Source organism: Pedobacter sp. Bi27 (assembly GCF_918698255.1).
Lineage (GTDB): Bacteria > Bacteroidota > Bacteroidia > Sphingobacteriales > Sphingobacteriaceae > Pedobacter.
Genome location: NZ_CAKKMW010000001.1, coordinates 501,659 through 523,482, shown reverse-complemented (window position 1 = coordinate 523,482; position 21,824 = coordinate 501,659). Strand labels below are relative to the sequence as shown.

The 21,824-nt window shown below is 39.1% G+C and carries 14 protein-coding genes; 8 read left to right on the top strand and 6 right to left on the bottom strand.

The features are described from left to right. Positions 1 to 38: 38 nt before the first annotated feature. From LQ227_RS01965 to LQ227_RS01945, 5 genes are all read right to left on the bottom strand, one after another. Positions 39 to 665, bottom strand: a complete 627-nt coding sequence (locus LQ227_RS01965; protein ID WP_230143899.1) for a M23 family metallopeptidase — start codon at positions 663 to 665, stop codon at positions 39 to 41. Positions 666 to 912: 247 nt separating this feature from the next. After that, on the bottom strand, positions 913 to 2,748 hold the full coding sequence (locus tag LQ227_RS01960; protein WP_230148003.1) for an IucA/IucC family siderophore biosynthesis protein: 1,836 nt from the start codon (positions 2,746 to 2,748) through the stop codon (positions 913 to 915). A 222-nt stretch (positions 2,749 to 2,970) separates the two neighbouring features. Then, positions 2,971 to 4,311, bottom strand: a complete 1,341-nt coding sequence (locus tag LQ227_RS01955; RefSeq protein ID WP_230143901.1) for a lysine N(6)-hydroxylase/L-ornithine N(5)-oxygenase family protein — start codon at positions 4,309 to 4,311, stop codon at positions 2,971 to 2,973. Further along, positions 4,312 to 6,771 carry a GNAT family N-acetyltransferase gene (locus LQ227_RS01950; protein WP_230148002.1) on the bottom strand — a complete coding sequence of 820 codons (2,460 nt, stop codon included), beginning with the start codon at positions 6,769 to 6,771 and terminating at the stop codon, positions 4,312 to 4,314. It lies immediately after the preceding gene. Further along, positions 6,716 to 8,257 carry an aspartate aminotransferase family protein gene (locus tag LQ227_RS01945; protein WP_230143903.1) on the bottom strand — a complete coding sequence of 514 codons (1,542 nt, stop codon included), beginning with the start codon at positions 8,255 to 8,257 and terminating at the stop codon, positions 6,716 to 6,718. Before LQ227_RS01945 ends, LQ227_RS01950 begins: the two co-directional genes overlap by 56 nt. A 316-nt stretch (positions 8,258 to 8,573) precedes the next feature. On the opposite strand from LQ227_RS01945, the gene LQ227_RS01940 reads away from it, so the two are divergent. Further along, positions 8,574 to 11,009, top strand: coding sequence for a TonB-dependent receptor (locus LQ227_RS01940; protein WP_230148001.1), 2,436 nt, complete (start codon positions 8,574 to 8,576; stop codon positions 11,007 to 11,009). Between the two features lie 132 nt (positions 11,010 to 11,141). Here the strand turns inward: LQ227_RS01940 and LQ227_RS01935 are convergent, their stop codons facing one another. Next, positions 11,142 to 12,362 (bottom strand): metallophosphoesterase, encoded by a 1,221-nt coding sequence (locus tag LQ227_RS01935; RefSeq protein ID WP_230148000.1) that lies wholly within the window; start codon positions 12,360 to 12,362, stop codon positions 11,142 to 11,144. Between the two features lie 214 nt (positions 12,363 to 12,576). On the opposite strand from LQ227_RS01935, the gene LQ227_RS01930 reads away from it, so the two are divergent. The 7 genes from LQ227_RS01930 (at position 12,577) to LQ227_RS01900 (ending at position 21,447) form a co-directional block, all read left to right on the top strand. Beyond that, a complete protein-coding gene (locus LQ227_RS01930; RefSeq protein WP_029275042.1) occupies positions 12,577 to 13,023 on the top strand; it encodes an Rrf2 family transcriptional regulator in 447 nt (148 codons plus the stop codon). Between the two features lie 830 nt (positions 13,024 to 13,853). Further along, positions 13,854 to 15,944 (top strand): HEPN domain-containing protein, encoded by a 2,091-nt coding sequence (locus LQ227_RS01925; protein WP_230147998.1) that lies wholly within the window; start codon positions 13,854 to 13,856, stop codon positions 15,942 to 15,944. A gap of 103 nt (positions 15,945 to 16,047) precedes the next feature. Beyond that, positions 16,048 to 16,818 carry a uroporphyrinogen-III C-methyltransferase gene (gene cobA / locus LQ227_RS01920; protein WP_086545364.1) on the top strand — a complete coding sequence of 257 codons (771 nt, stop codon included), beginning with the start codon at positions 16,048 to 16,050 and terminating at the stop codon, positions 16,816 to 16,818. Beyond that, a complete protein-coding gene (locus LQ227_RS01915; RefSeq protein ID WP_230143910.1) occupies positions 16,802 to 18,313 on the top strand; it encodes a TSUP family transporter in 1,512 nt (503 codons plus the stop codon). The genes cobA and LQ227_RS01915 overlap by 17 nt, the downstream gene beginning before the upstream one ends. Positions 18,314 to 18,315: 2 nt before the next feature. After that, entirely contained in the window at positions 18,316 to 19,014 is a 699-nt protein-coding gene (locus tag LQ227_RS01910; protein ID WP_230143912.1) for a phosphoadenylyl-sulfate reductase, read from the top strand. Between the two features lie 129 nt (positions 19,015 to 19,143). Continuing rightward, on the top strand, positions 19,144 to 20,049 hold the full coding sequence (gene cysD, locus LQ227_RS01905) for a sulfate adenylyltransferase subunit CysD (RefSeq protein ID WP_057932867.1): 906 nt from the start codon (positions 19,144 to 19,146) through the stop codon (positions 20,047 to 20,049). 147 nt (positions 20,050 to 20,196) lie between these two features. Next, a complete protein-coding gene (locus tag LQ227_RS01900; protein ID WP_230147996.1) occupies positions 20,197 to 21,447 on the top strand; it encodes a sulfate adenylyltransferase subunit 1 in 1,251 nt (416 codons plus the stop codon). The last annotated feature ends 377 nt before the right edge of the window (positions 21,448 to 21,824 follow it).

The window sequence follows — 21,824 nt, the reverse complement described above, 5'->3', positions numbered from 1 at the left end:
CGAAGTATTCGGAAATGCGCGTTTTTTATTTTACAACGCTATTTGATATGTTCTTTTATAAATACCTGAGGGTTATAAAACCGTTCGTTCAGTTGTTTATTATTAAAAGTTAGCCAGCTTGCACAGCCATAATCATCAAATTTTTTTCTGATCTCTAAATGAAGATGATGGTAATCGCCCCCATATTTTTTACTTTCCTGAGGCGTAAATAACCTGGCCAGTTTGGTGTTTTGGTCAACATTCTGGCCATTGCTTACATAAACTTCTTTTAGGTGTTTATAGGTGGTAAACATGGTTAAACCATTTGGTAATTTATGTTTTAGCACAACTGTACGTTGGTTTTCACCTAAATGGACAGAGCATACTATTCCATTGGCCATGGCATAAACATTAACCAGTTTCGCTTTAGGTTGTGCAGGATTAATATCAATAGCCGTGTGGATGTGACCTTTAACATAACTATCTCTATGATCGCCAAAAATGCTGATGATTTTAATGTTGTTTATTTTCTTACGGTTAGCTACATCAAAAGGAAGAAACCAGTTATCAGCTGTTTTTGCTGGAGCAGTATCCGTATAATAAGGCTTCCATCGATCACGATCTTTTTCAATCGTTGGGGTTTCTAATAAAAGTGTTGATAAAAAGATAAATACTAATGTTTTCATGCTAAAGATTTATAAAGCAAGATAATGATTTTATCAATATAAACTATTTTTATAGTTTAAAATGATTAGATCGTCATTGCGAGAAGGCTTTTTCAGCCGACGAAGCAATCTTAATGCGGCCGCTAGTAGCGATATCGTTGTAAGATTGCTTCGTGCCTCGCAATGACGATTTATCTTTCGTGGTGTCAGATGTTACCATCTGACACTGAAACGAATTAACTTTAGTAAACATTTTGATTTACGAAATTCAGATAAAAACATCTGACTTCACATTACGCCAGCATATCTTCTTCAAAGCCTCTGCTGCAGGGTTAACTAACGTTCCAATCAATTCAGGAACCGGAACATCAGTGCTTTCGCTATAACCATGGGTTAACAACCTTACCCGATTAATGCATACCCTGATAAATTCGGGCACAAACAGGTCAAATTTTTCGAATTTCGGAGCCAATTCTAGGTTTTCCTGTTGAAATTCTAAAATTACATCTGCTACCTGACGCCAGAACTGTTTTTCATCCAAGCCAACATAACTATGAAAAATGTTACTGAGGTATCTAAATACCGCATCGAATATCCCTGAGAGGATAAATAAAGGGGCTAATTCATCATCAATCTCCCTTAAAACATCTACCAGATCATTTGGTAATTTCGCTTTCGATTCTTCTGTTAATACAATTTCTTCAACAAAATCTTTAATAATAATGCGCTCTGGTACGCCGTTTTTCATTACCAAAATGGTGTTTTCGCCATGCGGACTAAAGAAAAAAGCATGTTTGTAAAAAATCCTTAAGACAGGTTTTAAATATGCAGACAGATAGGCATTTAACCAGCTTTCTGCATCCAGGCCAGATTTTTCTATCAAAGCCTCAACCATGCTTTTCCCATTGTCATCTACATAAAGCAGACTCGCCATGGTCATGATGTTTTCGCCTTCCAGCAAATAATTTTCGGCACTCTCACGCCAAATCGCCCCTAAAAATTCCTGATATTGATATGGAGAATCCGGTATTTTACTGTATTGTGGATGGGTATAGGCTACAGTAGCCACTTCACCCAAAAGCACCACACGGGTCTGTTTTAAATACTCATCGCCCTGAAGCATGTCTTTTGCCCACTGGGTTACTTTTGGTGCAATAGCCAGCTTTTTAGGTGAAAGTCCCCTGAAAATGGAGGTGTTTAAAATAGAAATAGCCGTTTTTACATAATGTTTTTTAGGCTCACTTACGTTAAAGAAGGTACGTATACTGTTTTGGCACATGTATTCATCATTGCCTAAACCGACAGGCACGATTAAATTATGCGCAATATCGTGTGCCAGTTGTAATACGATTTTATTGTTCCACTGCCATTCGTGCACAGGGATAAAGAAATAATCTTCAGGCTGTAACTGCTGTTGAATTAATACCTGATTAAAATCGTGAACCTGCTTTAAGCTGAGTTCTTCATTATAAAAAGAAAATGAAGAAATACTTTCGATACTTTTAAATTCTGCTCTTGTTTTATGTACCGCTAACCAAGCCAATTGCGTTTTTTGAGCAGCTTCTGGCGCGTATTTGCCTTGATCGCTATGGTTAAAGCCGATCCGTCCTTTGTTAATGGTGGCCCAGGGATGCCCATCCATTTGATGCTCGATGGTTTGGTAATCAGCATTGGCTAATTCATCAGCGGTTAATCTGCCTTTTTGATGAATGTAAGCATCGGCGTATAAGGTATTTAGGGTTTCTTCAACAAAATGAGCCAAAGTAAATGGTTTAATGCCAAAAGTTTGTTGCAGTTCGGTGTAAAAGGCAGGAGCGTTGTTTACGGCTACACTGTCACCATTTACAAATTTTTTGATGCTCTGTTTATCTATATGTAGATAATCTAAAGCACGTTGCTGCCCCGAAAAGGTATAATAAATGCCTTCAGCATCTGTGGCAAGACGAAAATCAGAATTTCCTTGTTTATCTGTATTGATCAGCGTTGGTTCAGCTAATTTTTCGTGCATCAACTCTACGATCGATTTTGCAATATAATTGCGGTTTACTTTATCCCAGATTTCTTTATTTAAGGGGCTTATGTGATTGAAATTGTTGTAGTTCATGGTATATAATTTTTTGTATTAGTCCAGATTTGTAATCTGGACTTTTCGTGCCCCGGATTTCAAATCTGGCTTTCTATGATCGGGATTACAAATCCCGACCAACCAGTAGTTTATAATTGATTGTCATCCTGTCCATAGGACTCCTACGGAGAGCCTTTCGAAGGACAGATTAAATCTTTTTTAAGCGTTTCGACAGGCTCAACGTGACAGACCTGAATTAATTTAATCTTCAGATAATTGCAGTTCGGCGTTAGACAATTCATTTTCCTGTATTTCATCTGGTACGCTAAACTGCTGAAAAGCAATGCGTTTTTCTATCTTGTAAATTTCGAAGCCTAAAATGGCATTGATAATGGATGCATTGCGATAGGCACCCATGCCCAAATCAGGTGTTACGAAACCGTGGGTGTGCAGTTCTACATTTTGAACAAAAATTTCGTTTCCGTTTACATCAATAGCATAGTTGCGGTGTACCTGAAAAAGTCCGTCGGCATTGCGTATGATGCGATCGTTTATTCCTGATAAGAAGCTTGGCTCGTTATATTTGTAGCCAGTCGCCAATACCACACAGTCTGTTTCAACCGCAAAATCCTTTTCGCTTTCAGTATGATAAAAATCGAGCTGATATTTGCCGTCGGTGTTTACTGTTAAATTGTTCAGTTGACAGTTAGGCATCAATTCTGCATTTACCTTTTCGCCATCAACACTCAATTCGTACAGTTTATCAAAAATCTGGTTAATCAGTTCGAAGTTTATGCCTTTAAACAGCGAATTTTGTTTTCCTAAAAGCTGTTTACGTTTGGCATCACTCAGGTTATAAAAGTGGTCTACATATTCGGGTGAGGTGAGCTCCAGTGTTAATTTCGAATACTCCATCGGGAAAAAGCGATCAGGTCGGGTAAACCATTTTAATTTCAATCCATTTTCGGTTTCAGGCAATAAATCGTAAAAAATCTCTGCAGCACTTTGTCCTGAGCCAATTATCGTTACGGTTTTTTGCTTCAGCAGCGTAGATTTAAACCTTAAATATGCTGAAGAATGTATGGCATTCTTATGCTCAGCCGGCCTAATAAAATTAGGTACTTTTGGTGCAGTTCCCGTTCCGAGTACTATTTTTTTAGTGAAAATGGTCTCGCTGATTCCGCTTGATTGATCGACTTTTTCTACCTGATAAACACCATCAACGTAATTTACACGGGTTACTTTCTGTCCGAAATGGCAGTTTTGCAGGTGATTAATCGTCCATTTACAATAAGCATTATATTCCTTACGTAATACAAAAAAATCTTCTCTGATATAGAATTTATACAGGCGATCTGTTTGTTTAAGATAGTTTAAAAAGCTGTATGGACTGGTTGGATCGGCCATGGTTACCAGATCGGCCATAAATGGAACCTGTAAAGTGGCATCGCTCAACATCATGCCAGGGTGCCAGTTAAATTCGCTCGCCTGATCCAAAAATAAAGTCGTTAAGCTACTGATAGGGGCACACAATGCAGCTAAACCCAGATTGAACGGGCCTATACCGATTCCTACAATGTCGTATATTTTTTGATTCTGCATTTAAATTTCCTCCGTTTCAAATTCTGATGATTTAGCCATGGCGTATGCCTTCGCCTCAGGGAATTTTTCCCAATACCAATTGCGGTGACAAAAGGTAAGATTGGCCATTTTGTAAGGCATCTGGATCACTTTCTCCAATTTGAAGCCCAATCTGGTTACAAAAATGTGCATCGCACGGCTTTCAACAGCTGCTTCACCAATACATTTACCTACTTCAGGTTGTTCGAAAATGAAATCCATTAATGCCTGACCAGTTTCGAAACTGAATTTTTTATCTTTATCTGTTGGCGCAATCAGTAAATGTGCACCATAATCGGTCGTTAAAGCTTCGTAGCATGCACCTACACCATCGCGCATAGGCCAGTAAGGCTCTATGGTAAAGGTGGGTTCGCCATTTATCTCGCCAATAAAGCTGTGCGATGAATCGTTTGGCAATAAAGTTCTATAGAATAGTTCTAAACCTCTGATCGGTCCATCCATCTTCCAGATCGGTTTTGCATGTTCCTGGTTAAACCAATCGTGAACCATTTCCAGATCGCGGTCGATATTAAACGGCCGGATATTGATTGTTACATTTTCTTTAGGGAAAAACCTGCTGTAGAGCACCTCCTTGGTTTTTGGCTTAATCAGATTTTCAGAGAAGAAATATTTAGATAAAGGATTCGGAAACTCACGGTAAATAGCTGGATTATCAATTGGGGCACTGGCCTCGTCGATATTGCAGAGGTTGGTTAACAGGTTACCTTTTACCTCCCAGCTGCGACGGTTGATGATATAATCGACTAAACCTGTAGTATCGGTGTTTTCGAATTGTTTAAACTCCAGGTAAACGAGATCGATCAAGGTTTTTTCATCGGTGAGATTGTTGCTTGCAATGGCATTTACCACACCTAATATATTATTGATGAGCAGATAATAAGTGAGCTTAGGGATAATGTATTCGTTCGGTACAATCGAACCACTTTCTGCAGCAATACCAGGAGATGCTTTTTCCAATACCTCGGCTTTGGCATCACTAAAGAAAAAGCCCTGATTATCCCTGAAATAAAGTTTGGCAGGATAATAATCTTTACCCAGTTCTACCATCACATTTTGCTGATGGAACTCAAAAGCCATCCCAAAATTGTTGTAAAGCCCAACAATCGGTGTAACACAAAGGTGCAGGTATTGTTTAAACCAATTTACAGCTGTATGAGCAACCGTTTTGTTTTTGCTGATCGCTGCTTCTTCAATGATGTTTACAATTCTTGGTTTTTGGCCCAGTAAAGCATCCTGACAAAGCGCTGCCAAAAGCGTTACATTTTTTTCGGCTCCTTCTCCCTTAAAAGGATTATGCCTGATACTGATGTTGAAACCATCAATGGTTTCGCCTTTATAATTTACGGTGATAAATGCAGGGTCGGTAATGAATTCAATTTCAGGGAACTCGGCTTTGGCCGCTTTGCCGTATTCGGTTTTTAAAAGTTTACTTACATCATAGCCACGGTGAAGCTCTCTAACCAGGTTAACCCTTTGCGAGTTGGTTATTTTTACGTGTAACGAAAATTTAAGCATCCAATCGCTCGATGCATTGTAAACCGTCCTTACTGAAGATGTTGGTGTATAGAATTCTCCAAAATGCCCAAGATAGAATAGAAGCTTTTCTTCCTGCATCGCTTTTACTGTAGGGAGGCTAAGCAGGTATTCGGCCTCCCAGGGGTGCATGGGCACCACTTTATGGTCTGGATGTTGATCCAGTAAATGAATGATTTCATCATGATCGCTATCTAGCAATTCAATTCTGAAAAGATCAGTCATGTCAAAACCTTCCGCGTTTTTCTCCACAATATTTTCTGCAGAGATCAGGAAATAGGCCAGCTGGAAACGCCCCTGTGTTTCTGGTGAATATTTAAAAAGCTCTTTTTTACTGTTAAAGCCAGATCTCCCTTTTGGAAGTGGATGTGCATTGTGACCTAAAAACAAGGATTGCTCTGCCTCAATAAAATTCATTTTAGCAAAATTTGCAGGCCTGCCATTCTGTTTGAAGAACGATAAAAATGCTTCAAGATTTTCCACACTGTTGGCTAAACGTTGCTTTACCAGATTAGCATCAACATCAGGAAATTCTTCAGCACTGAACTGGATGGCCAATTCCATAAACCTGTAAATGCTGATCGGGCTGATGACATCTGTAGCAACATCACGTTCGATTATCGGAAAATTAAATACGTGCCTGCCACTGTCTGCATAAAATTTTAAAGGTGCATATACTTCGAAACCAATGGCCGTAAAATCGAACCGGATGTGCAGGCGATCGGTAGTGGTAGTCAAATAGTTTGCTAAAGACTCATCATATTTAGGTATGCCTATATAACGGCTCCAGTTGTTAAATTCTCTGCAATAACTATTTAGGAGTGCATTAAAGTTAGTTTCTTCTGAAATCTGCTGAAGCCTGATTGAGTCTAAAGTATTCGTTTCCATGTTTTTTAATGATTTTAATAATGTTTTCAATATCGCTGATGGTAGTAAGCGGGTTAAGTAGGGTAAATTTGAGGTAGAATTGCTGGTTAATCTTGGTGCCGGCAACCAATGCCTTCCCTTGATTAAACATCGCTTTTTTGATGTACTGGTTCATGGCACAAACATCTAAGCGCACGTTTTTTGGTCGGTAACGGAAAACCAATGCACTGATATCTGATTCGTTCATTAGCTCAAAATCACTATCTGAATGTAACAGATCAGCAATTTTGGCTGCGGTTTCGATAATGGTGTCAAAATAACCACCCAATTTGTTCCTGCCCATCATCCTTAGTGTAAACCAGAGTTTTAAAGCATCAAAGCGCCGGGTGGTTTGTATCGACTTGTTTACCTGATTGGGTAAACCATCCTCATCATGATCTTTTGGATTTAAATAATCGGCATGGTGCGTAATCAGGTTGAAAAAGTTTTTATCGCGCACCAGGAAACCGCTGCTGCTTACCGGCTGGAAGAAAGATTTATGGTAATCAACCGTAACCGAATGGGCCAGTTCGATCCCATTCAACAAACTGCGGTACTTATCTGTTAGCAGTAAGCCACAGCCATAAGCGGCATCGATGTGAAACCAGGTGTTGTATTTTTTGCAGATAGAAGCAAGTTCTTTCAGTGGATCAACATTTCCGAAATCGGTAGTTCCTGCTGTGCCTACAATGGCAATAGGAATGTTGCCCTGATTAATTTCCCGTTTAATGGCGTCTTCCAATAAAACGGTATTCATCCTAAAGCTGCGGTCGGTTTTGATCTTGATTACCGATTTTTCGCCTAAACCTAAAAGGGAAGCATTTTTCTGAATACTGAAGTGCGCTTTTTCAGAAACAAAAATCCTGAAACGAGCTGCTTCTTGGGGCAATCCATCTACTTTAATGTTGTGGTTTAGTGCCGTGATGGAATAATGATCGCGGGCCAATAAAAGCCCCATTAAATTGCTCTGGGTGCCCCCGCTGGTAAAAATACCATCCGCTTTTTTGTTGTAACCGATCTGGTCGCAGGTCCATTCGATCAGCTTTTGCTCGATTAGTGTACCGCCTGCACTTTGGTCCCAGGTATCGATTGACGAGTTGATGGCCGAAATCATGACCTCGGCAGCTACTGCGGGAATCACAATCGGACAGTTTAAGTGTGCAATGTAAGCTGGGTGGTGAAAGGCAACCGCATGACTGGTGTAAAGCTGTTCAACTTCTTTAAGCAAAGCATCGTAATTGTCGTGCGTTTTTTCAAATTCGATCGAATCAAACAGCGGCCTTAATTTCGACGGCGATATCCCACTAAAAGGCTGTTGATTGGTGTTGAGGAATTTTTTTACCGCCTGGGTAACTTTTCCTATTGCATGCAGGTACTCTGCTTCATTTTCGTGGTGAAAGATTTCCTTCGTCGGACTTTCCGTAAGGAAATCAATAAGTTCATGTTTTTCGAGGTCTGATGTTAACATTAGTTTTTTAATTTTTCAAAAGGTTAGGTTTTAAGGCAATAATTATAGGGGCGTTACAGGTCTAAATTTTCATTATTAATGGAATATTAGCGCTTAAAAAAAGCGTGTGCTTCGGGCAATAATTTTGATTGCTAAGGTATATTTTTATTTAGATTGATTAAAAATAATATTTTAAATATTTTTAACATTCTGTTGATAAGTCTGTTATGTAGGGTTGCTTAAACGTTTTAGGAGAATCGCTTATAAAATTTTAATTTATTTATTTGGATTTGATCTAAATAAATGATTGCTTTGCGCAAAAAAATAATAATCATTAATGAAAAATCTATACTTAATTGCAATCTTAATCTGTGGATTTATCTTAAACGGTAAAGCACAAACCGTTACCGGAAAGGTAATTGGGGAAACGGCACCGCTTGCAGGAGCAAATATTAAAGTTGAAGGTAAAGATGCCTCAGCTACAACAGGTGCCGACGGTAGTTTCGAGCTGAAACTAACTGAAGGATCTTACAAATTACAGGTGAGTTATGTAGGTTATACCACCATATTACAAAAAGTGAGTTTGGCTAAAAATCAAACAGTTAACTTAACCCTTAACTTAAGTCCTACATCAAACATGCAGGAAGTGGTCGTGGTATCGTCACGCAAACCGACTAAAATCAGTGAAATACCGGGTACCGTTTGGGTGGTAGATGGTGCTAAAATTCAGGAACAGGCCAGGGCAGGGATTCCACTTAAGCAAACCTTGGCACAATTAATTCCAAGTTTAGATGCCGGTCCGGAAGGACGTACCAACTACGGACAAAACCAGCGTGGCAGAGATGCATTAGTAATGATTGATGGTGTATCATTAAACAGTACCCGTGGTGTAAGCCGTCAGTTTGAATCGATAGATCCTTTCAACATCGAGCGTATTGAGGTTTTATCTGGAGCAAGTGCAGTTTATGGTGGTGGTGCAACAGGGGGGATTATCAACATCATTACTAAAAAAGGACAGGACAGTCAGCCAAGTTTCACTACACAAGTTGGTGTACGCAGCGGTTTAAAAGAAAAAAGTGATCATGATGTACGTGTAGCACAAGCTATTTCTGGTGGGAGCAAAGATTGGAACGGACGCATTGGCATTGCTTTCCAAAAAAACAATGCAGCTTATGGCGCAGATGGAAAACAGATTTTTACCGATATTACACAAACCGATTTACAATATAACCAATCGTTCGATTTTTTCGCAAGTACCGAATTTAAATTGACTGAATATCAAAAACTATCGGTGAATGGTCAATATTACAATTCGGGTTACCGTGGCGATAAAGACCTTTTCCTGGGTGCAAATTATGGTGGATTATTATCAAATCCAGCACTTTTAGAAATGAGAAACGGCTACTCCTCAGATGTTGATCCAAAAACCAGCAGAGCCAATATAAATGCCAATTATCAGGCTAGCGATATCCTGGGTGGGCAAACACTTTATGTACAGGCAGCGGTAAGAAACGAACAATTTAGCTTTCACCCATTCCCAGGCCAAGCGGCAATACCACAGCGACTTTACAGTGGTTCATCCATCCAAAATACAAACTACAGCGCTTTAAAATTGGTATTGAACAAAGACTGGAACAGATTGAACCTTACTTATGGTATTGATGCAGATAACGAAAATTTTAATGCACAGCAAGCCCTGTTTGATAGAACAAAGGCCTTTGCGTCTGGCGGTTTAAACAATAACACAATCGCCACTATTGCCCGTTACCCTAATTTCAGGGTAAATGGTTTATCAGGTTTTTTGCAGGCACAGGTTAAAGTAACCGACTTCTTAAGCCTGTCGGGAGGTGTGCGTCAGCAACGTATGTTTGTTAAAGTTGGCGATTTTGTAGGCACCGCTGCTGCTGTACCTTTGGCTTATGGTGTAGGCAGAACTGCTACGGCTATTGCTGGCGGTGAAAACCATTATGATGTTAACCTATTAAACGGTGGTTTGGTATTTAAAATCAACGCAGCTCAACAAGCCTGGCTTAATTTCTCGCAAGGGTTTAACTTGGCAGATCCGGCAAAATATTACGGACAGGGCACTTATACCCTGGTAGGCACCAACTATAATTTAGGCAACTCGATCAATGTTGGAAGTTCTCCTTTAACAGGTATCAAAACAGAGCAGTACGAAGCAGGTTACCGTTACCGCACAGGTGTATTTAATGCACAGGTAGCTGGTTTTTATGCCTTATCTGATAAAAATGTAAAAACCAATAGCACATTCAACATCGAAGTTTTTGATGAAAATGTAAGGAATTTAGGTGTTGAAGGTTCATTATCACTAAACCTGAAAAATGGTTTCGAAGCTGGTGTAAATGGTTTGTACATTAAAACACAGAAACAAAATGCTGATGGTACCTGGTCATTACAGGATGTAACTGTTGCAAGTCCATCAAAAATTGCGGGTTATCTGGGGTATAATGGAAAAGTTTTTGGAATAAAGGCACAGGCTTTTCACTCATTTGATTCGAAAGGTTATGCTACAATTGGAAATGTTGTGGTGCAAAATGAGCTAAAAGGTTTCACTACTGTTGATTTATTGGGCTCCGTGAAATTATTTACCGGAAGTTTATCATTTGGTGTACAAAACCTGTTGAACAAAAATTACCAAACAATTTGGAGTCAGCGTTCGGCAATTTTGTATGCGGCATTAGCCAGACCAGAAACATTTTATTATGCAGGCCGTGGCCGTACGTATAATTTAACGTATACGCTTAATTATTAAGCGGTTCGTTATTCCCAACTCGATTGGGAATCTTAATGCTATAGCTGGACTTGTAGCTTGCATTAAGATTCCCGCCTGCGCGAGAATGACGACCCATTAACCAAAAATGCCCCAATTCGGGGCATTTGCTGTTTACTTCCTCTTCAATTCTATCACCGTAATTTCTGGCCAGATCCCAATCCGGCCTGAAAAACCAAGGAAACCGAAGCCTCTGTTTACATTAAGGTATCTTCCATTTTCGGTTTTAATACCCGCCCAATGTTTATAACGGTATTTCACCGGACTCCATTTAATGCCAAAAGCTTCGATACCAAACTGCATACCATGCGTATGACCTGCCAATGAAAGTTGGATTTTTGAAGGATAATTTTTTACCTGCGCATCCCAATGCGAAGGATCGTGCGATAACAGGATTTTAAAATCATCGACATTAGTGTTTTGCAAGGCTTTGTTTAAGTCTCCACGTTCTCCAAAACCGATTCCCCAGTTTTCTATTCCGGCGAGTATTATTTTCGCGCCGTTTTTATGCAATTCTACATGTTCATCCAATAATAGCTTAAAACCAAGTTCTTTATGGTAAGCTTTTAACTGATTCAGATTCTGTATTTTATCGGCTTCGCTTGGCCATTTGATGTAATCGCCATAATCGTGATTCCCTAAAACAGAAAACTGTCCGAAAGGGGCTTTAATCTGTGAGAAATGGCCGATATAAGGCACAATCTCCGAAGAAGCATTGTTCACCAAATCTCCGGTAAAAACAAATAGATCGCTCTTTTGGGCATTAATCATATCGATGCCTTTTTGTACCGCTTTAGGGTTGGTAAAACTTCCGGCATGTACATCCGAGATCTGCGTTAGGGTAAAACCATCAAAACTTGCAGGCAGATCATCAAAATACAAAGTATGTTTAATTACGCGGTAGGCATATTTTCCTTGGGTAATGCCATAAGCAAATAAGGCAACGGTTAAACAGAACATCACAAATGCAAAATCGACCCAGTAATTGCTACGGCCTAAAATATGGAAACCTTTGGGCTGGAAATTAGTCGACAAACCTAACAGCAAGCGGTAAATATCGCCGAGCAGGAGGAAAAAAGCGAACACGACTTCTGCGGTAAAGATGATTAAAAAAGCATGACTGATGATCTGAAAAAACCGGTTCATGCCTTGAATCCGCATTTGCTGAATTGCATATAACAGCGCAAATGTCAACCCTACAATAACGACCCAGAAAATAGGACTGAGCCAGGTAGATTGATTAATGGTACCCAGGCCCGATAAAACATAAGCGTTAAGGGCAAAAAATATGATTGCAACTATGATGAGCGGCAATAGATTGAGTTTTCTTTTCATTATTGAAATCTGTAATTCAGCGTGTAGGTAAAAATAGATTTTAAACGCCGATAAATGTTGTTCTGTTTTGTGTCGTGGTTATTTTTACGCTGCTTTGATTAAAGCATTATCGTTATTATGCATTATATTTATAAATATCATAGTATGTTGAATTAAAATCAACTTCCTGTTGCGTATTTTATAATTTACTTTCTTTTATTAGCTTTGTGCGAATATGCTATCCAAAAAAACAAAGTATGCCATTAAAGCGCTTGTTGCGCTTGGTAAAAATTTAGATAAACCACCAATGCAGATTTCGAAAATTGCAGAGGAGGAGCATATCCCGAAAAAATTCCTGGAGCAAATTCTGCTCGATCTTCGTAACGCTGGTTTTTTATACAGTAAAAAAGGTGCAGGCGGCGGCTATAGCTTAAACAAAAAACCTGAAGAGATTTTATTGGTACACGTAATGCGTGTAACGGATGGGCCTATTGCCATGGTTCCCTGTGCAAGTTTAAACTTTTACCACAAATGTGATGAATGTGTAGACGAAAAAACATGCGGAATCAGAAGCGCCTTTATCGATGTTAGAGATGCTACCCTTAAGGTTTTAACCGAAACCAGCATTGCTGATGTAATTGGTAGAGAGGATAATCTGAAAATCGGTATCGTTAATTTATAATATTTATTTTCACGTGGCCCAATCCGTCATGCTGAACTTGTTTCAGCATCTATGAAGATATGTCTAACACGTGGCAGATTTTAAAATATTAATCCTAAAATTCATTTTATTGAGTTTGGGATTTTTTTTTGGGGGGAAATGAAAGTTCAGTTTTTCATAGTGGTTTTCAGTCCCGCTTTCCGTTTTATTCCGATAAAGGATCGGAATGTTCACTTCAATCGGGTTTATTTAACAGAGAGAGTAGCATAATCGGGGGCAGACCTCGCAGGTTTTCGAAACCTGCGAGGTCTTGCTTCCGCGTTAGGGATTGTAAGGGTTCAGTACCGATTTTTCATCGGTACCGAAGCGAAGCGCAGCCCTGCAAAGCCCGACCCTTGCGTAGCTTGGGAACGCCCAAATCAGTTAGCAGTTTTCAATTCGCAGTCTTTAGTTAGCAGTTTAGCCGTTTTTATTCTTCAGTTGGCAACTTTCGGTTGCCAGTTATCAATTGACGGTTTTTAGTCCCGTTTGATTAAGTGATTTAACATTGCAGATTTAGCTTGGCTGAGCACTTCATGGTTTTCGACTGCGTTACACTCCGCTAGAAATGACGACCTTACATGGTTTTAACAGGATATCGTAAATTTTTTCATAATAAATTACGACTATTCCTATATACTTTATATATTTGGCATATGAATTTCAATTTTATACCTAACAAATTAATCGCTATGCAGATAATATGTTGTTGTAAAACGCAGTAATAGGAGCCTACAGATAATTTTAAGTATAAAATATGGAATGCTTCTCGGTAATAGGGAAGCATTTTTTGAATAAAGCTAACAACACATATGCAAAGTTTCAGAACAGAACTCGAAAATCCGATTGTCGAGCAGGACATTATCGATTTAGAGAATAAGATTAAAGCTTTTAGAGATGGAACGATCCACGACGAAAAGTTTAGAAGCCTCCGTTTAGCACGCGGTGTTTACGGTCAAAGACAACCTGGCGTACAAATGGTGCGTATTAAATTGCCTTTTGGTAAGGTAACTTTTAAGCAGTTGTTGCGCATTGCAGATATTGCTGATGAGTATGGAAGTGGGAACTTACACCTAACCACCCGTCAGGACATTCAGATTCACTATGTGAGTTTAGACCGTACTCCAGAGCTTTGGGCTAAATTAGAGCAGGATGACATTACGCTTCGCGAGGCTTGTGGAAATACGGTACGTAATGTAACGGCATCTCCAAATTCTGGAATAGATGCTGATGAACCTTTTGATGTTTCGCCTTATGCGCAAGCGGTATTTGCGTACTTTTTGCGTAACCCGATCTGTCAGGAAATGGGAAGAAAGATTAAAATTTCATTTTCTTCGAGCGATAGAGATACTGCCTTTAGCTACATTCACGATTTAGGTTTTATTCCTAAAATTAACGAAAATGGCGAGCGCGGATTTAAAGTTTTGTTTGCAGGTGGTTTAGGTGCACAGCCATTTTTGGCCAATGCGGTACACGAATTCTTGCCTGAAGATCAATTGATTCCGTTTACAGAATCTGTTCTTCGCGTATTCGATCGTTATGGCGAACGTACCAACCGTAACAAAGCACGTTTAAAATACCTGGTTCAAAAACTAGGTTTAGAAGAAGTTTTACGTTTGGTTGCCGAAGAGCGTATTGCCAACAAAGTAAAAACCTTTAAAATAGATATTAATACTGTACCTCAGCCAACTTTGCCTTTAGCGCAAGAATATCCTGCGGTAGAAATATTAAACGAAGCCCATTACAAACATTGGTTAGCCACTAACGTAATTGAGCAGAAACAAGCTGGGTTTTATGGCGTTTATGTAAAAGTTCAGGTAGGTGATATCAAAACAGATAAAGCAAGAGCTTTTGTTGATGCCGTCAGGTTATATGTGGCTGATGAAATCAGGATTACCCAAAACCAAGGCTTGCTGTTAAAATTTGTACGCAAAGAAGCATTGCCTTCTTTATATTCGGCCTTAAATAAAATTGGCTTTACTACGGCAGGTTTTGATAGTTTAGCCGATATTACCACTTGTCCTGGTACCGATACCTGTAATTTGGGTATTTCGAACTCAATGACCTTGGCCGAAGTTTTAGAAGAGGTAATTTATACCGATTTCCCTGAGTTTATCTACGAGAAAAACATCAAGATCAAAATCAGTGGATGTATGAACTCCTGCGGTCAGCATGGTTTGGCTGAGATTGGTTTCCACGGAAGTTCGGTAAAAGCTGAAGGAAAAGTTGTTCCGGCAGTTCAAGTGATGTTAGGCGGTGGTACTGTAGGTAATGGTGTGGGTAGAGTAGCAGAACGCGTAATTAAAGTGCCTTCTAAAAGAGCAACAAGTGTTTTACACTTCATTTTAAATGATTTTAAAGCCAATAACCTGGAGGATGAGAACTTTCACCAATATTATGATAGAAAAGGTAAAGATCATTTTTATCAGTTGCTAAAACCATTGGCCGATTTAACCAATCTTAAAACAGAAGAATTTGTAGATTGGGGGCATGTAGAAGAATTTGTTACGGCAATTGGTGTTGGCGAGTGTGCCGGGGTAGTGATCGATTTAGTGGCTACTCTGTTATTAGAAGCCGATGAAAAATTTGATTGGGCAAAGCAAAACTTAGATAAAGGTGCTTATGCCGATGCCATTTATCATACTTACAGCACTTTTGTAAGCGCTGCAAAATCGTTACTGTTAGATAAAGGCGTAAACAGCAGCACACAGGTAGGTGTGATCCGCGAATTTGATAACCATTACGTAGAAACTGGAGAATTTAATTTATCGACCAATTTCTCTGACCTGGTTTTACAGATCAATAAAAATGAACCGACTGCTGAGTTTGCTCAGAAATATTTTGAAGAAGCAAATCAATTCTTAAATCAGATTAAGGAAAAAAGGGCGGTATTGGCGAAATGAGATTTGAGACAATAGAAATGAGATTTGAGAACCGTAGACGTTAAACGCCACGCGCCAAACAACTCTTCATCTAGTCATTCAAAATTCAATAATTAAAAAGAACATGGTTAATCAAAATAAAGAATCAAAAATAACCCTTTTAGGTGCAGGTCCTGGAGATCCTGATTTATTGACATTGAAAGGAGTTAAAGCTTTGCAAACTGCTGATGTGGTTTTGTACGATGCATTAACCAACGAAGCTTTATTGGAACATGCTCCGGCAGAAGCCATTAAAGTTTATGTAGGAAAACGTTCAGGTGAGCATTCTTATCCTCAGGATACCATCAATAAATTAATGATCGATTATGCTTTAAACTACGGTCACGTAGTGCGTTTAAAAGGTGGCGATCCGTTCGTTTTTGGCAGAGGATATGAAGAGTTGGATTACGCAGCTTCATACAGCATTCCGGTAAGTGTAATTCCGGGTATTTCGAGTTCTATCGGTGTACCAGGTTTGCAACAGATTCCGGTTACACACCGCGGCATGAGCGAAAGCTTTTGGGTAATTACCGGAACAACCACTTCTGGAGAAGTTTCGGCAGATATTTACCAGGCTGCACATTCGAATGCAACTGTTGTGGTACTGATGGGACTTAAAAAATTACCTAAAATTGTGGAGATTTTTAAAGCCGCAGGTAAACACCATTTACCAACCGCAGTGGTTCAGAACGGATCGGCAGAAGATGAAAGATTGGTTGTTGGCGTGGTTGAAACCATAGAAGGTTTAGTGCAACAAGAAAATATTAAGGCACCTGCTTTATTAATTTTTGGAGAAGTTGTATCATTACATCCATCATTTAAGAAATTAATTAAACAATATGCAAGTATTGCCTAACCAACCTGATAATGCAGCATCTTTTTCTGAAGAAGAAAAAGGTAACCAGCTCTTTCCAGTTTTTGTAAAGCTGAATAAGCTGCGTACATTATTAATTGGTGCAGGAAATATTGGGCTCGAGAAATTAACTGCGATCGTAAATAATAGCCATAGTGCCACCATTACGATTGTTGCAGAGTTGATATCACCAGAAGTTTATGCGCTTATCGCAAATTATCCGCTGATAAAAGTTAAACAGAAATGCTTCGATGTAGATGATCTGAATGACATTGACATCGTTTTCGCGGCAACCAATAACAATATTTTAAATGAAGAGATCAGAAAGGTGACGCATGAGCGTGGCCTCTTGATCAATGTGGCAGATAAGCCTGAACTGTGCGATTTCTATCTGGGATCGATTGTTCAAAAAGGTGATTTAAAGATTGCCATTTCTACAAACGGCAAATCGCCAACCATAGCCAAACGTTTAAAGCAGATTTTAAACGAAGGTTTACCTGCGGAACTGGATGAAACCTTGCAGAACATGAGCGCTTTGCGCCAAACTTTAAATGGCGATTTTTCTGCAAAGGTTAAAAAACTGAATAAGGTTACCCAAAGTTTAATTAACCCTAAAAAAAGTTTTGCCGAACAAAATATTAAATGGCTAATCTGGGCGGCCTCAGTTTTACTAATTGGTGCTATCGGGTTTTCTTTGTGGAATACCGAACCAGAATTTCAGGCTTTTTTAATCCATATAGATCCACTATTCTATTGGTTCTTAGGCGCGGGATTTGTGTTCGCATTAATTGATGGTGCAATTGGCATGTCTTATGGTGTTACTACTGCGTCGTTCTCATTAGCGATGGGTTTACCACCAGCATCGGCAAGTATGGCCATTCACATTTCTGAGGTAATGAGCAATGGGATTGCAGGCTGGATGCATTACCGTATGGGTAACGTAAACTGGAAATTATTCAAAATTTTAATCCTTCCTGCCATAATCGGAGCAGTTTTAGGTGCCTATATCCTTTCTTCATTAGAGCATTATAGTGCTTATGTTAAGCCTATCGTGGCGGTTTATACCTTGTTTTTAGGTGGAGTCATTTTAATGAAAGCTTTTAATGTAAAAAGAAAAAAAGCTGATCAAAAAATTAAAAAAATTGGTTTATTGGGCTTTGTTGGTGGTTTTATCGATGCTGCCTTTGGTGGTGGCTGGGGTTCAATCGTATTATCAAGCTTAATTGCAGGTGGCAGGCATCCATTGTTTTCTTTGGGTACGGTAAAAATCAGCCGCTTTTTTATCGCCACCTTAAGTTCGCTTACCTTTTTTACCATGTTAGGTGGCAAACACTGGGAAGCTGTTGTGGGCTTGATTATCGGTAGTGCAATCGCATCACCAATTGCCGCAAAAGTATCGAACAAAATATCTGCAAAAACCATTATGGTTGCCGTGGGGATTATTGTAATGATTGTAAGCTTACGCAGTGTAATTATGTTTATTTTAAAATTAATTTAGTAATGGAGAACCTAGAGGAGATAAAAGCAGCACTGGCAGGTTTAACTACAATTGATAAACTGAAATTTTTGGCTGATAAATATGCCGACCGTATTATATTTTCGACCAGTTTTGGCTGGGAAGATCAGGCGATTACGCATTTAATTTTTTCAAATAATATTCCGATCAAGGTTTTTACTTTAGAAACCGGACGTTTGTTCCCAGAAACTTATTACGTTTGGAACCGAACCCTGGAAATTTATAACAAACCCATTCACGCCTATTATCCACAAAATGAGCTGTTACAGGATATGGTAAATACAAAAGGCCCGAGCAGCTTTTACGAGTCGGTAGAGAATAGGAAAGAGTGCTGTTACATCCGTAAAATCGAACCTTTAAAAAGGGCATTAAAAGGTAATGAGATATGGGTAACAGGAATCAGGGCCGATCAAAGTGCTAACCGTGAGGATATGCACGATTTAGAATGGGACGAAGGTAACCAGTTGATTAAATTCCATCCCATATTCGATTGGACTTTAGATGATGTGAAAACCTACATTAAAGAAAACAACATTGTTTACAATACCCTGCACGATAAGGGTTTCCCGAGTATAGGATGCGCCCCATGTACAAGAGCAGTACAACCAGGCGAAGATTTTAGGGCCGGAAGATGGTGGTGGGAAGACCAGAGTAAAAAAGAATGCGGTTTGCACGCTACTTAAGGTATAAGGCGGAAGGCTAAAAGGTAGAAGGTTTATATTTCTTATTCAATGAAATGTTGGAACATCCCAACATTCAAACCTTCCAAACATTTTTAACAACAATAACAACAGCAAAGACAACATTTGATAATGAGTACATATAACTTTGATTATTTAGATGAACTAGAGGCCGAGGCCATTCACATTTTACGTGAAGTAGCAGGTCAGTTTGAAAAACCAGCCTTATTATTTTCGGGTGGAAAAGATTCAATTACTTTAGTTCGTTTGGCAGAAAAAGCTTTCCGTCCTGGGAAATTTCCTTTTCCTTTAGTCCATATTGATACAGGCCATAATTTTGAAGAAACCATCACTTACCGCGATCAGATGGTGGAGCGAATTGGCGAAAAATTAATCATCGGTTCAGTGCAAGAATCAATAGATCAGGGGAAAGTTGTGGAGCAAACCGGTAAAAATGCCAGTAGAAATGCTTTGCAGACCGTAACCTTGCTTGATACCATTGCAAAATACCAGTTTGATGCCTGTATCGGTGGTGCGCGTAGAGATGAAGAAAAAGCAAGGGCTAAAGAACGTATTTTCTCTGTTCGTGATGAATTTGGCCAATGGGATCCAAAACGCCAACGTCCTGAACTTTGGAATATTTACAACGGTAAAATCCACAAAGGAGAAAATATCCGCGTATTCCCGATCAGTAACTGGACAGAATTAGATGTTTGGAATTATATCCGCAGAGAGAAAATAGATCTGCCAAGTATTTATTTCTCGCATGAACGCGATTGCATTACCAGAAATGGACAGCTGATGGCTGCTTCACCATTTTTAAATATGGATGATGAAGATGTGGTAGAACGTAAACAGGTTCGTTTCCGTACCGTGGGCGATATGTCTTGTACTGCCGCGGTAGAATCGGATGCGACTTTGATTGATGATATTATTTCTGAAATCAGCGCTTCTAAAATTTCAGAGCGCGGTGCCCGTATGGATGATAAAGTTTCTGAAGCCGCAATGGAAGACAGAAAAAAGGGAGGATATTTTTAAAGAGTATTCAGTCGTAAGTATCAGGTAGCAAGTTGGCAATGAGCTTTAATACAGATACTAGACATTGATACACTAATTAGTATGAAAGTTTTTAAGGCGCATTTAAGTCTTAATACTTGATACTTATATCTTAATACTAAAATTAAAATGAACATATTAAAATTTTTCACAGCAGGCAGTGTAGATGATGGTAAAAGTACCTTAATCGGCCGTTTGTTATACGATACAGATTCTATTTTAGCCGATCAATTAGAAGCTTTACAGAGCTCTAACCGCAAAAATGATGATGGAACAATAGATTTAGCCATTTTAACCGATGGTTTAAGGGCGGAGCGCGAGCAAGGTATTACCATTGATGTAGCTTATAAATACTTTCAGACCGAAAAACGCAAATTTATTATCGCCGATACACCTGGCCATATTCAATATACAAGAAACATGGTTACAGGCGCTTCTACAGCCAACCTGGCCATTATCTTAATCGATGCCCGTAACGGCGTGGTAGAACAGACCATCCGTCACTCGTATATCGTTTCCTTATTGGGTATTAAACATGTAGTGGTTTGTATCAACAAAATGGATATGGTCGACTATAGCGAAACCGTTTATAGTGCCATCATAGAGAAATACAAAGTTTTGGCGCAGCAATTAAAACTTGCTGATGTAACCTATATTCCGGTTAGTGCCTTAAAAGGCGATAACATTGTGCAAAATTCAGGTAACATGGATTGGTATGAAGGAGAGAGCTTGTTACATTTCTTAGAGAAGGTTGATACCGACAATTTAGATAAATCGCAATTAGCCCGTATGCCGGTACAGTGGGTAATACGTCCGCAAACTGAAGAATTGCACGATTATCGTGGTTATGCCGGGAGGGTACTAAGTGGTACTTTTAATTTAAATGATAAAGTTACTGTATTACCTAGTGGTGCGAGTTCTACTGTCGAGAAAATTGAATTTTTTGATCAAGCACCCGATGCAGCTCACGCTGGCCAGTCAGTTATTATTCACTTAAAAGATGATGTAGATATTAGCCGTGGCGATACCATTGTTAATGCTTCGGCATTGCCGCAGGAATCGAAGCTGATTGAAGCAGACCTTTGTTGGATGGATGGCCGTGCGCTGGATACTTCCATCATGTACAATATTCAGCACAATAGTAAAATCACGCGTTGTAAAATCAGCGAGATTCTGCATAAAGTTGACATCAATACACTTGAAAAACATGCTGCTGACGAATTTAAATTGAATGATATAGGTCGAGTGATTATTAAAACCGCTGATGCTTTAGCTTTCGATTTATACGATGATAACCGGGCAAATGGTTCAGCCATTTTAGTCGATACGCGCACAAATTTAACGGTTGGCGCTTTAATGTTCAGGGCAGCAGTAGAATAAAATAGATAATGGAGGATGGAAATTGATCAATGACCAATAGCGAAAGCTTCAAGGAATATAGAAAATCTTAATCTTCTTAATTCCTTAATGGTGGAAAAATTGATGATGAAAATGGTGAAACGATAAGGTCTTTATTTCAGTTTATTGATCCTGAAATCATACAATCCTGAAAATCTTACAGTAGAGAACCACAACCAAATATAATAATGAAGACTTTAGGTTTTTAATCTAAAGTGAAAGCAATTTCAGCGGGGCGCCAGATAGGGTAGCCCCGTTTTTCGTTTGGTGATTTTTTTTAAACGTTTTTAAATATAGGCGCTTTAAATTTTTTATACCTTAGTTCAAATCACTCAGCTAATTTTCCGAATAAACCAAAA

Excerpts from the sequence above, each read along its gene's own strand:
- LQ227_RS01925 (WP_230147998.1), top strand. The coding sequence starts at position 13,854 with ATGCAAAGTTTCAGAACAGAACTCGAAAATCCGATTGTCGAGCAGGAC.
- LQ227_RS01900 (WP_230147996.1), top strand. The coding sequence starts at position 20,197 with ATGAACATATTAAAATTTTTCACAGCAGGCAGTGTAGATGATGGTAAA.
- LQ227_RS01915 (WP_230143910.1), top strand. The coding sequence starts at position 16,802 with ATGCAAGTATTGCCTAACCAACCTGATAATGCAGCATCTTTTTCTGAA.
- LQ227_RS01910 (WP_230143912.1), top strand. The coding sequence starts at position 18,316 with ATGGAGAACCTAGAGGAGATAAAAGCAGCACTGGCAGGTTTAACTACA.
- LQ227_RS01945 (WP_230143903.1), bottom strand. The coding sequence starts at position 8,257 with ATGTTAACATCAGACCTCGAAAAACATGAACTTATTGATTTCCTTACG.
- LQ227_RS01950 (WP_230148002.1), bottom strand. The coding sequence starts at position 6,771 with ATGGAAACGAATACTTTAGACTCAATCAGGCTTCAGCAGATTTCAGAA.
- LQ227_RS01930 (WP_029275042.1), top strand. The coding sequence starts at position 12,577 with ATGCTATCCAAAAAAACAAAGTATGCCATTAAAGCGCTTGTTGCGCTT.
- LQ227_RS01960 (WP_230148003.1), bottom strand. The coding sequence starts at position 2,748 with ATGAACTACAACAATTTCAATCACATAAGCCCCTTAAATAAAGAAATC.
- LQ227_RS01965 (WP_230143899.1), bottom strand. The coding sequence starts at position 665 with ATGAAAACATTAGTATTTATCTTTTTATCAACACTTTTATTAGAAACC.
- cysD (WP_057932867.1), top strand. The coding sequence starts at position 19,144 with ATGAGTACATATAACTTTGATTATTTAGATGAACTAGAGGCCGAGGCC.
- cobA (WP_086545364.1), top strand. The coding sequence starts at position 16,048 with ATGGTTAATCAAAATAAAGAATCAAAAATAACCCTTTTAGGTGCAGGT.
- LQ227_RS01955 (WP_230143901.1), bottom strand. The coding sequence starts at position 4,311 with ATGCAGAATCAAAAAATATACGACATTGTAGGAATCGGTATAGGCCCG.
- LQ227_RS01935 (WP_230148000.1), bottom strand. The coding sequence starts at position 12,362 with ATGAAAAGAAAACTCAATCTATTGCCGCTCATCATAGTTGCAATCATA.
- LQ227_RS01940 (WP_230148001.1), top strand. The coding sequence starts at position 8,574 with ATGAAAAATCTATACTTAATTGCAATCTTAATCTGTGGATTTATCTTA.